This is a genomic window from Chryseobacterium sp. WX, assembly GCF_029542485.1.
Taxonomy (GTDB): domain Bacteria; phylum Bacteroidota; class Bacteroidia; order Flavobacteriales; family Weeksellaceae; genus Chryseobacterium; species Chryseobacterium cucumeris.
The window spans coordinates 1,241,044-1,253,743 of sequence record NZ_CP120710.1; the positions used below are offsets into that span (position 1 = coordinate 1,241,044).

9 protein-coding genes are annotated in these 12,700 nt (G+C 36.4%); 6 read left to right on the forward strand and 3 right to left on the reverse strand.

Going from position 1 to position 12,700, the window contains the following annotated elements; genetic code table 11:
* Window positions 1-13 precede the first annotated feature (13 nt).
* Entirely contained in the window at window positions 14-2,836 is a 2,823-nt protein-coding gene (locus PZ898_RS05635) for a T9SS type B sorting domain-containing protein (RefSeq protein WP_277694991.1), read from the forward strand.
* 27 nt (window positions 2,837-2,863) lie between these two features.
* Window positions 2,864-3,301, forward strand: coding sequence for a hypothetical protein (locus PZ898_RS05640; protein WP_148045421.1), 438 nt, complete (start codon window positions 2,864-2,866; stop codon window positions 3,299-3,301).
* Window positions 3,302-4,085: 784 nt separating this feature from the next.
* Here the strand turns inward: PZ898_RS05640 and PZ898_RS05645 are convergent.
* Window positions 4,086-5,525 (reverse strand): LuxR C-terminal-related transcriptional regulator, encoded by a 1,440-nt coding sequence (locus tag PZ898_RS05645; RefSeq protein ID WP_062675201.1) that lies wholly within the window; start codon window positions 5,523-5,525, stop codon window positions 4,086-4,088.
* A 195-nt stretch (window positions 5,526-5,720) separates the two neighbouring features.
* Between PZ898_RS05645 and PZ898_RS05650 the strand changes: the two genes are divergently transcribed.
* Together PZ898_RS05650 and PZ898_RS05655 are read left to right on the forward strand one after the other, a co-directional pair.
* The gene (locus PZ898_RS05650) at window positions 5,721-8,720 is read left to right on the forward strand and encodes a reprolysin-like metallopeptidase (protein ID WP_277694992.1); all 3,000 of its coding nucleotides are present in this window, start codon (window positions 5,721-5,723) and stop codon (window positions 8,718-8,720) included.
* A gap of 353 nt (window positions 8,721-9,073) precedes the next feature.
* A complete protein-coding gene (locus PZ898_RS05655; RefSeq protein WP_277694993.1) occupies window positions 9,074-10,309 on the forward strand; it encodes a PKD domain-containing protein in 1,236 nt (411 codons plus the stop codon).
* Between the two features lie 215 nt (window positions 10,310-10,524).
* Here the strand turns inward: PZ898_RS05655 and PZ898_RS05660 are convergent, their stop codons facing one another.
* Together PZ898_RS05660 and PZ898_RS05665 are read right to left on the reverse strand one after the other, a co-directional pair.
* Complete coding sequence (locus tag PZ898_RS05660) at window positions 10,525-11,130, reverse strand: SDR family NAD(P)-dependent oxidoreductase (protein ID WP_277694995.1); 606 nt, start codon at window positions 11,128-11,130, stop codon at window positions 10,525-10,527.
* Between the two features lie 29 nt (window positions 11,131-11,159).
* Window positions 11,160-11,375 (reverse strand): SDR family NAD(P)-dependent oxidoreductase, encoded by a 216-nt coding sequence (locus PZ898_RS05665; RefSeq protein WP_277694996.1) that lies wholly within the window; start codon window positions 11,373-11,375, stop codon window positions 11,160-11,162.
* 207 nt (window positions 11,376-11,582) lie between these two features.
* Here PZ898_RS05665 and PZ898_RS05670 point away from each other — a divergent pair, with 207 nt between their 5' ends.
* Together PZ898_RS05670 and PZ898_RS05675 are read left to right on the forward strand one after the other, a co-directional pair.
* Entirely contained in the window at window positions 11,583-11,984 is a 402-nt protein-coding gene (locus PZ898_RS05670; RefSeq protein WP_051934372.1) for a helix-turn-helix domain-containing protein, read from the forward strand.
* Between the two features lie 107 nt (window positions 11,985-12,091).
* Window positions 12,092-12,679 (forward strand): TetR/AcrR family transcriptional regulator, encoded by a 588-nt coding sequence (locus tag PZ898_RS05675; RefSeq protein WP_277694997.1) that lies wholly within the window; start codon window positions 12,092-12,094, stop codon window positions 12,677-12,679.
* The last annotated feature ends 21 nt before the right edge of the window (window positions 12,680-12,700 follow it).

A 12,700-nucleotide genomic window follows, 5' to 3' on the forward strand; every position in this document is an offset into this window, starting at 1 on the left:
AATTCTGTAATTCATGAAAAACATTATATTTAGTTTATTATTTATCCTAATGAGCATTCCTATTTCGGCTCAAAGGGATACAGACCATTGGTTTGCACCTTATTACGCCTCCACAAGTTATACGCAGGCATTATATCTGTCTACCGACTCTGCCACCCCTTTTGTTGTTACAATTAATAATAACAATACTCCGATTGGCACTGTCACAATCAGCAAAAATGCTCCGCAAACCTTTGTTGTACCCATATCTGCTATCGCCGCCAATGTTACATCAGACGCTTATAGTGTTATCACTAAAGGGTTACATGTACAAGGGACAAAGCCATTCTACTGTTCATTAAGAATAGTAAGCAATACTACACACGCCGAAATTATAACCAGTAAAGGGAAAGCCGGGATTGGTAAAGAGTTTTACGTGGCTGGAACTCCTACAACCTCATCACTTACCGGATATAATTTCACAGCAGGAATACTGGCTACTGAAAACAATACTGTAGTAACTGCTACATGGAGTGGAAACGTGACGTTCTTTGGAGCAGCACCAGCTACCAATACACAGACTATTACTCTTAATAAAGGACAGTCTTTTATTTTTGCAGGAGGTCCTGGAACGGGAGGTCAAAACCAGTCTGCTTTTATTGGAGCCAAAATTGTTTCCGACAAACCCATTACGCTTACCAATGGAAATGTCAATGGAAATTTTGGAAATAATACAAGTTCCGGATCTGATGCCATCCTTGATCAATCTGTACCAACAGAAAGGCTTGGAAGTACTTTTGCTATGGTAAGAACCAGATCTTCCTCTGATGATCTGGAAGGAGGTATCATTATTGGAACGGAAGACCATACCCAGATATTCATTAATGGTTCTACTACACCTATCGCAACGATCAACAGTGGTGATTTTTACAGGATCACAGGAAACAATTATGTTCAGCAGGGAAATTCCGGACATTTTAATATGTTTATAACGACTTCAAAAAATGTTTATCTGTATCAACTGGTTTCAGTAAATAACAGCAGTGCTACCTGTGGTTACAACTACATCCCACCATTAAACTGTTTTTTACCCAGAAAAATTGATGAAATCGGAAAGATCAATGAAATGCCAACCGGCACAGGTACCACAAGTACTGTTCCGAACGGAACTGTAGTAAAACTGAATATTTTAACTGAAGCTGGAGCCAATGTAACCGTAAACGGAGTTCCGCCACTCGCTTCAGAAGGTCCTTTTCCCTTAACAGGTAATAACAGCTGGGTAACGTATGCCATCCCTTCTATCACCGGAAATGTAACAGTTATTTCGGATAAAGCTGTAACTGCAGGGATTAATGGAGGATACAGCACGTCTGGATATGGAGGATATTTTGCAGGGTTCTCTTCTATTCCATTAATTGCAAAACAGACAGGAGAATGTATTCCTGGTATTGTTTTGGAAGTGGATGACAGCTATGATAGCTATCAGTGGTATTTGAATGGCAATCCTATTACAGGAGCCAATGCAAATACTTACACCCCTCTGGTTTCCGGAAATTATACCGTAAAAATAGCAGTAGGATCTTGTACTCCGGCCATCACCCCGGTTTACAAAGTGTTTACATGTCTTGAAGAGTCTACTAAAGCAATGACTGTCTGCGAAGGCTATCAGGCTATAGTCCCTCAGTTTACCAATTCAACTCAAAGTTATGTTCCGAGTACAGTAACTATTATTACACCTCCGGCAAACGGTACCGCAACCATTGATCCGGCGGGAGTAATTACTTATGTTCCTAATTTCGGCTATATGGGTACAGACACTATTGTTTATAAGTTTTGTGGAAACAATCCTGATTTTACAGATTGTGAACAGGTAACCTTAACCTTAACGGTTTCTGAAAGCCCTATCGTTAAAGATGCTGCTCTAAGATCTTGTTTTGAACCATCTAATCCTGTACTGGGTTTATTCAACTTAACCTCAGCAGGAGTAAACGTACAACCTGGAACTATTAAACAATATTATCCTTCTCCTGCTGATGCCCATAACGGAACCAATGAAATTCTGACTCCAGCTAATTATACAGCACCAGACGGAGTGGTTTACGTTAAGGTAAGCAATGCCAACGGATGTTACAGAATTGCCGAAGTAACGCTTACCGTTATCCCTCCTACCTATTCAGAGGTACTAAAGGATAAAATTATCTGTATGGAAAATACCACCACACTGGATGCCGGCCCCGGATATACTTCTTATCTATGGAGTACGGGAGCAACAACACCATCCATCAGCAATGTGGGAGTGGGAACTTATTGGGTAGATCTGAAAACGAGAGAATGTACCACAAGACAAACCGTAAAGGTTTATCCATCAGAAAATCCTGTAATTTCAGATATTAACATCAGCAATAATACGGTTACCCTGACTGCCATTGGAGGAACAACACCTTATCAGTATTCGATGGATAATATCAACTGGCAGAATGAAAATGTATTTACCAATGTTCCGCGTGGCAGCAATACTTTTTATGTAAAAGATGCTTATAACTGTACTCCTGTAGAGGTAGAAATTACAGTTCCCAATCTTATTAATATCATTACGCCTAATGGTGATGGAATAAATGATGTACTGGATTATTCTGCTTTGGCCGGGAAACCTAATTTCACATTCAGTATTTATGACCGATATGGAAGCAAGATCCACGAAGGAAGCAAATTAAACGGATATCAATGGGATGGCAGCATTGGCGGCAAGAAAGTATCTACCGGCAACTACTGGTTTGATATGGGCTGGAATGAGACCAACAGAAAACAGACTCCGATAAAATACACAGGATGGATTATGGTAAAAAACAGAAATTAATTAAACATTTAAATATCAATTTTAATTATGAAAAAGCTATTATATATATTTCTCGTGTTCTTTTCAGGTATGCTCATCGCACAGAAAAACACCCATGTAAAGTTTGCTGTTTACAATAACACCATCGGAACTGCCAGTATGTTTGATCTTTATAAGGACAGTATTGAAAAGGTACACGTTTTTAAAACCAAAGCCAGTTTACCTCCTCATTTAAAGAAGTTTGACTATCTGGCTGATAACGGCCTAATAGAAATAAAGTTTAAAAAAAATGCCGGCTATCCAGATAGTTTATCTCTGGAAATGTTGAATGAGCAGAACAATCTGCCCAAAGACAGACCTGTATTTATTGAAGGATATCAGTTTAATGATACCACTACCTTAGTTTATAATGAAATGATTGACAACATTGAACTTATAGATTCCAACGGACAGAAAAACATCCATATTTCAACTATAAGAAATTAATTACTGATATCAATCGGAAGTTAATTTAAAAGCAGAGACTATTTCGAAATGAAATAGTCTCTGTTGCTTTTCACAATATTCTTAATCTTTATTTCAATAGTTTTGAAAACCATATATAAATGTCCATATCACCGGGGATATTCAGTTTTCCTTAGATTGTATTTCTTGGTCTGCACAGTTCTTACTGAGGTGTGCGTATATTCAGCAATATCTTAATTACAATATGAATACTATCCTTCTACCACACCACTGAAACCACCTACGTATCACATACACAACATAGCAAAAGCGCAAACAAAAACCATTTAAATTACAGAATTACCAATTACTTTTGTCCGAAAATTATTCTATGCTTTTATATAAAGTAGAAAATTGATCAAAGTTTAAAAGATAGCCCATTATAAAATCTTATCACATAACCCCTAAAAACCCCATACATAATATGAAAAATTTATTGTCGGTTTAGGTTATTGATGCTTCCGGAAAAACAGTTAAAACGATTGAACAGTCTTCATCTCAGTTGTATCTGAATGATTTAAAAACGGGATTATATCTTGTTACTTTAAAAATGATAAACGGAATTACAAAAACGATTAAAACAATTAAGAAATAGCACTTTTTTCAGAATCAGAAAATAGTTTTTAATATTTAGGATATCTTCTGCCTGCAGGTTTGTGTTATTTTCTGCAGGTATTTTTAAACGAAACGTTCAAAACATATTTTACTTGCACAGAGGCTATTTCATTAATGAGATAGCTTCTGTTTTTTATGACTATTTAAAGGTTTATTTCAGCAATTTGGAAAACCATACATAGATATCCATATCACCGGGAATATTCAGTTTTTTCCTTAGATTATATTTTTTGGTCTGTACGGTTCTCACTGAAGTAAAAGTATATTCAGCAATTTCTTTGGTAGAAAAATTCAGATAGATGTAGGCACAGAATCTTATTTCTGATATTTTTAAAGGAAAAACTTTCAGCAATTCTTCTGAAAAGTGCGGATAATACTCATTGAAACGGGTTAAAAATTCAGGATTATTTTCTTTGGCAAGCTGTATAAGTTCTTTAAAAGCACTTTCATCTACAGATGGCTGATGAGGGATATCAATTTTATCCAGATTTTTACTTTTGTGCTTTCTATAATAATACAGGAAAAGAAATATAAAAAGAAGACATGCGGCAATACTCAACGACAGGATGAAGAAAAGTTTTTTTGTTTCCTTCTTTCTATTGCTATTTTCCAATTCATTCTGTTTATCTACAGCATCATTCAATGTTTGTTTTTGTCTGCTGTTTGAAGACTCTATATCCAACAGCCAATTCGCATAATAAGCGATACTGTCTTTCTGTCCTGTGCTTTCATACAGGTTCTTCAACTCCATTGCGACCGACTTTTGATAATTCTCGCTTTTATAATAATTATCAGCAATATTTTTACAGATCCATAAATGATGCTGGGCTTCAGGAATTTTATTAAGAGATTTAAAGTACCTGGAAGCATAATACGAGGTAATGTATTGTATCCCTATTTCATTGATCTTTTTCCCATTCTGGATGGCTTCCTCAATATATATTCTTGCGGAATCAGGTTTGTTGAGCTCAAGATACATTCCGCCAAGATACGGTGAGGTTTTATAACTGTTGCTCAATCTGTTCTTGTCTATCCTATAGAGATTATTTTTGTTTTCTCTGTAAATTTTAGAATACTTATATGCTGTTTTATAATGTTTTAGTGCTAATTCTTTTTTATTAATTTCATTGTATATTCCTGCGTACTGCCAGTTAATCAGATAAATAAAATAAGCATTATCGGTTTCGTTCACCTTATCATATATTTCGTCCAATTGTTTCAGAGAAGTCATTCTTTCTCCTAATTTCTGGTATAGCAGTGACCTTTGAAGATGGAGATAAAATATAACCTCAAAATCTGTATCTGAATTGATAAGGTTTTCTTTTTCCACTTTATCAGTATAATAAAAAGACCTTTTCATATCACTGTTCCGGTTGTAGATATTGGCAATTTTAAGATACCCTAATGCAACACAATCATTATAAGAATTTTTCTTACACACCTTAATAAGACTGTCAATCTTCTCAATTTCCTTTGATCCGGCAGTAGAAAATTCGATATCAAACAGCACATTCTTTAATTCTTCTTCTGTATGCTGTGAATAGAAAAAGGAAGAAATAAAAAAGAATAAAACAGTCAGTTTTTTCATCATAATATGATCAGAATTAAAATACAATATTATACTACACTATTACTATATAATAAAAAATACATACGTATTACATACACAATGTATGAAAATCTCAAAATATCATTGTTTGTAATACAAAATTAGCAATTACTTTTGAATACCCGAATATTATATTCATTCTTCGCAATACCACTATTTAAATACCTAATTTTTAAAATGAGAAAAACTCTATTATCATTATTTTTGATATCAGGCTTCTGTCTTTCCAATGCCCAAAGATGGGAAACCTCTTCACAAAAAGTGTCTGAGATCAGAAGAGAGGTAAAAATCAAGTATGCTTACAAAACTGATATTAATGCGTTAATACAGTTATTAAAAAACGCTGAGGAGACCGGCGCCAATGCAAGAGCAGTAACGATTCAATTACCAACGGCAGAAGGAACCATAGAAAAGTTTGCGGTGTACAGCAATCCTGTGATGGAAAAATCCTTGGCTGAAAAATATGGATTAGGATCTTATGTAGGAGTGGGAATTGATGACCCCTCCAAATATGTAAGATTCAGTACATCCCCTACAGAAATACAGTCAATGATTATTAAAGACGGTATCTTCCAGTTTATAGAACCTGTCACAACAGATAAAAAAACCTATGGAGTATTCTATAAAACCGAAAGAACAGAGTCTGAGCATGGCTTTAGCTGCAGTATGGAAGGCAAAAAGGAACTGGACATCAAATCTTTAAAAAATTCCGGAAAAAATAAACTTGCCGGAATCAATATTACCGGAAGACCTGCCGCATCTATGTACAGAACCTATAGACTTGCCTTGTCTGCAACGGGTGAATATACTACTCATTTCGGAGGGATGGCAGGAGCTGTTGCCCAGATGAATGCTACTATGACTCGTGTCAATGGTGTTTTTGAAAAAGAATTCGCAATCCATCTTACCATACAGAATTTCCCCAATATCATCTATGCCAATCCGGCCAATGATCCATACACCAATGATTTGAACGGGCAGCTTCAACAAACCTTAACTGCTCAGGTAGGCAATGCCAATTATGATATAGGACATGTCTTTAATGCCGCCGGAGGAAATGGAAATGCAGGATGCATAGGATGTATATGTACCAACCCTACCGCAGCAGAACCGTTAGGTAAAGGTTCTGCGTTTACACAAAATCAGAATCCTGTGGGAGACACCTTTGATATTGATTATGTAGCTCATGAAATGGGACATCAGCTTGGAGGTAATCATACATTTTCTACAGTTACTGAAAGCTCAGATGTCAATATAGAACCGGGAGGAGGAACAACCATTATGGCCTATGCAGGGATCACAGCCAATAATGTTCAGATGAACAGTGATGCCTATTTCCACTATTCGTCCATCAATCAAATCCTTAACAACCTTGAAGGTAAAGTTGGGTGCGGCGTAGCTGAAAATATTGCCAATAATGCACCAGCTATTACCCCGCTGATTTCCTATACTATTCCCAAAGGTACAGCCTATTACCTGGATGCCAATGCAGTAGACGCCAACGGGGATCAGTTTACCTATAACTGGGAACAGTATGACAGCGTAGGCTCTACAAGCTCAATCTCAGGAGACAGCGGCTGGGGATTCAATCCTGAAGGTTCACTTACCCGTTCTTTTCCTGCAGTGGCTTCGGGAAGAAGATATTTCCCTAGCCTGCCTGTTGTAATGAGTGGTAAACTGACGAACAAAGACACATGGGAAACAGTTTCATACATTCCCAGAGTATTACATTACGCGGTAACAGTACGTGATAATAACCCGAACAGACCTTTAACGATTTCTGCAGAAAATACAGTAACCGTTGGAAATGACGGACCTTTCAAATTCAAAGGATTAACTCCTTCTACTACGTTGTATAATAATGCTTCCAATACCATTTCCTGGGATGTTGCCAATACCAACCTTGCTCCCTATAATGCTGCCAATGTAAAGATTGAATATACAACCGATCTGGTTAACGGATCAGCATGGACAGAACTGGTGGCTTCAACGCCTAATGACGGAAGTTTTGAAATACAGATGCCTGCTGCGCTTCAGGGAAATATTAAACTGCGAATTTCAGCAGTAGGAAATATATTTTATGCCGTTTCTCCTACAGTGACCGTAGGAAATGCTCCCGCTTCTTTAAATAATCCACCAACGGGACTTACCGCGTTCGATAATGATATATTAAAAACCTCAGCAACTGTTTCATGGAACCATGTACCGGGAGCAACCTATTCCGTGAATTACAGGAAAGCAGGAACAGCAAACTGGTCCAATGCTGCCAGCCCGGTTAGTTCTGTGCTATTAAATAATCTTGAAGATGAAACCTCTTATGAAGTTCGTGTAGCCACTGTGATTAATAATGTTCCCGGAGCATTTTCTCCTGCATATAATTTTAAAACAAAAGGATTGCGCACCGGATATGATTACTGCCTGATGACTACAGGAGGAAACACTACAATCAGTCCGTATTTCAGTGGAATATTAAGAGTGACTTTAGCCAATGTGGATTTAGCTGGAAATGGGACAACCGTTCAGCACGCTTATAAAGATTATTCGGAAGACCCTGCCAAACTGATTCAGCTTACTCAGGGTGCGCAATATAATATGAACTATATTGTGTATGCTAACCGTGCTGGAGGAAACTATCAGGATTGGGTACAGGCATGGATTGATTACAACAGAAACGGAGTATTTGAAGCTTCAGAAAGAATTGGGATTAACGGCGCAGCTCCGGATGCCAATAAAAGACATCAGGGAAGTTTTGCATTTGCAGTTCCGGCCAATGCTTACAATGGTGACAAAACATTAAGAATGAGAGTAGCCAGCGGATTTTTCAATGCTTCAGCTGATGCATGTGCAAGTCCTTTCGTAGATGCCAATGGTGATCTTTTCTCCCGTGGTTCGGTATGGGATTTTTCTGTAAAGATCAATGCAGCACTAGGAGTTAAGGAGTCCGTTCAGTCATCTTCTGATCTTGAAATCTACCCTAATCCTGCGGATACATTTGTAGAGGTAAAAAATCTGAAAGGTAAAGCTGATTACAAAATTTACAGTGCAGACGGAAGACTTGTTCAGGAAGGAAAACCGGACGGAAAAAGAATCAGTGTTGCCTCATTGATCAAAGGAGTGTATGTGATCACGATAAAAGATGATAAGGCGACTTATCATACAAAACTAATCAAGAAATAGTTGTAATAATTAGTGTACCGTGTACCTGTAGGTTATACGTGATGCCTGCAGGTACTTTTCTAAGTCAATTAAAAAAATAAACCCAGTCATTAACTCATAGTAAATCAAAATCTCTAACAAAGTAAATAAACTAACATTTTCATTTTAAACACCTTTTAATGCAGTACCTGCAGTATAGATTGGGTTTCCTGCAGGTACTTTTAAAAGGTTTAATAATTAAAAAACGGATAAAGAAAAATATTTAGCTCTATATTGATAAAAAAACATTTTTAATCATCGTTTGTGTTGTGTACCTGCATGATAAGTGGTTTTCTGCAGGTACCTTTTTTAAATAACTCTCAAAAAAATACTCTATGATAAAAAAACTACTCTTTCTTATATGTACTGGTTTTTCAGTGTTATCATTCTGCCAGTCTGATGAGGTTCTGTTTATAGGAAACAGCGTCACCTATTTTAATGACATGCCTGAAATTTTTAAAAATATAGCGGCTTCAAAAGGGAAAAATCTATCTGTAACAACACATACTCCCGGAGGAACCGGATTTGTGAATCATGTAGATGATGCTTCATTGTATCAAAAGATAAGATCTAAAAACTATAAATACGTGATCATGCAGCCCGGAACTGCGGAATCTGCAGGTCATTCTTACCCTGTTTCTGTAACCGCTGAACGCGGCCGTAAAATCAGGGATTCTATTCGTAAATACAGTCCTTGTTCTAAGATTTTTCTGTATGAAATTCCCTATGGAGTCCCATCTGCCAATGAATACAACACCTATTTTGCTTTTCAGCAGAAAATTAAGGATTCCATTACAAAGATGTCTAACCTGATGCAGGTGGAAATGGTTCCTGCCGGAGAATCTGCAAGACATTACTACAATTCTTCCCAGGATCTGGCTCTTCACGGATCTTATAACGATATTCATCCTGGACCTAAAGGAAGTTATCTTGTGGCAGCCACTATGTATTCTGCAATTTTTCAGGATCATGTATTTCCATCCACTTTTTATAACGGAATGCCTCAAAACACAGCCGAAAACTTTCAGAATATTGCAGATCTTGTTTTTTTTAATAATCCGCCACAATGGAATAGTAATACGTTTCACCTTCATTCGGATTTTATAGCAGGAATTAACGGAACAACTGTAAATTTCACTAATCATTCCGCCAATTACACATCTGTATTATGGAACTTTGGCGATGGCATCACCGATTCTTCATTGAATCCTGTTCATCAATATACTGCCCCGGGAACTTATACAGTCTCACTTACGGTCAGCAAAAACTCCTGTGCAGAAACTTTCAGCAAAACAATTACTATTGGGTCTTTAGGAATTATGGATATTGGCAGACAGCCTGAACTTATATTTTATCCTAATCCTGTAAAAGATATCTGTTACCTCAAAAGTAAAGAGGAAATAAAGGATATTATCGTTTATGATATGGCTCAAAGGAAGCTTTTTGAGAGGAAAAATCTTCACACTCGTGATATAAAATTAGATTTTTCACCTTACAGTACAGGAGCTTATATGATCCATATTCTTTGCGAAAATGATCATAAAGAAAGTATTAAGATTATGGTTAAATGATTTAATAACGACAAAAAGAGAACCCAGGAGTTCTCTTTTTTATTGTATCATGATATGATCAGATGACCAAGACTATCCTGTAACAACCTCTTCATTTAAGTTTCAATAAATAGTATTTAGTCTCTGTATCTTCAAAATATAAAAGGAAAAGTACTGTTTATTAGTACTTTTCCTTTTATATGGGATGTATGGACTACAATAATTTAATATATATTTTATAACCCATAAGCTTCTATCCACTTTTGTTTTACCTGTTCTGTAATCAGATTGTATTCTTTATCTACTCCATTGGAAAGAGGATCTAGTGGTGTACGAAGTGGTCTTTTCCCTTTTTCTGTATTGACCAGCTTAAGGGCTCCATCTGCAATGATTTGTGGATCCGGAGCTGATTCCATAAAGAGTTTACCAAATACGGTCTGAATTTTCTGACTGATATCTGCCACAGCAGTACCATAAGATTCCTGAATGCTCTCGCGATCTCCATTAACATGCGCCTTACCGATAATTTCCGTCATGAACCCTCCCGGCTCAAGCAGTACTGATTCTATTCCCTGCCCTATCAGCTCTTCATACGAACCTTCTATAAGACCTTCCAACGCAAATTTTGTAGAATTATAAGCAGACTGTAATGGAAGTGAAATTCGCCCTACCTGACTGGAAATGGTGATGATAAGACCATCTTTTGCAGCTCTCATAATAGGTAGAATTTCATTATTCACTCTCAATGTTCCCCAAACATTTACATCAAAGAGCTTCTGGATTTGTGGTATTGAATAAGATTCAAGAACTCCTGCTCCATATATTCCTGCATTATTAATCAAAACATCAATTCTACCATACTTTTCATGTACTAAAGCAACAGTTTTTTTACAGACTGATCATCTGTGATATCCATATCTACTACTTCTGTATTCTCCAGCTTATTCAGATTTTTTGCGTGTTCAGCATTGCTTCCAGTAGTATTTCGCATCGTGGCTATGACGATATGCCCTTCTTTGTTAAATGTTTTTACCATTAATGCACCAAAACCGGTACTTGAACCTGTAATTAAGATTACTTTTTTCATTCTTTTTGTTCGTCTCTTTTTAATTATTGACTCTTTTTAACTCAGAAGAATACCGGCCGGAATTCTTTTCATTATTACAATATTTCCTTCAGACTGTTTATTCTGTTTCAGAAGAAAATACCTTAAATATGATGTTGCAATTTAGCATATATTTACTTTCCTTTGTATAGTGCTTTCCCAAAGGAAAGTGAAATAATTTATAAGCGTATGTCTGTAAAAAAAATTAAATCAAGCTGCCTGGAAACGATCAAGCCTGTACGAGACGCTTTGGACGTTTTAAGTGGCAAATGGAAGCTGGCAATCATTGTATCTGTATCTGTAGGCAATGATCGCTTTACTGATATACAGGACAGTATACCAGGTATTACTCCAAAGGTTCTGGCTAAGGAACTCAAAGAACTTGAACAGCATCAGCTTATCAAAAGAACAGTTATTGATGATTATCCGGTTAAAATCATTTATCAGCCTCAACCTTATTCTTCAACTTTAAATCCTATCATCTTTGCTCTTAAAGATTGGGGAATTAATCATAAAAGAAAACTTTTTGAAGAAGGATTTACAATGAATGAAATAGGAGAAATTCCCCAATGTCTTCCTGAAGAAGGATAATAAACAACTGATTTAGTTGATATTAAAACAATGCAATATAAAAAAGCATAAAAAATTTGTTTTTATGACCAATCGGTCATATATTTGCATCATTATTTACTATTATTATGGCAAAAGGGGAGGAAACCAGACAGTTCATTATAGAAAAAGCAGCACCTATTTTTAATACAAAAGGGATTGCAGCTACTTCTATGAGTGATATTATGGAGGCCACCAAGTTGTCTAAAGGCAGTATGTACGTTCATTTTGAAAATAAAGAAGTACTTGCCTGTGCTGCTGTTGAGCATAATATGCAAATGCTGACTGATCAACTTCAAAAAACTTTAAGCAGATTTAAAACTTCCAGGGAACAGTTATTCGCCTATATTGATTTTTTTAGTGATCCCAACCATCCACCTGTAGTTGGCGGGTGTCCCCTGCTAAACTTTGGAACAGAAGCTGATGATACCAATCCAGTCGTTAAAGGAAAGGTAAACAATGGAATAAAACAGGGAGAAAAATTAATTTCCGGTATTATAGAAAAAGGAATTTCCAATAAAGAATTCAGAGCGGAATGGGATGCGGAAGGTTTTGCAACAGTTTTGTTTGCCATGCTTGAAGGTGGACACTTAATGTCAAGAATGGCTGGTAATAACGATAAAATGATAACTATCGTCAAAAATCTTAAAAAAATTATTGAAGAAAATACGGTGTAATTTTTTTTATTCAAAATATGA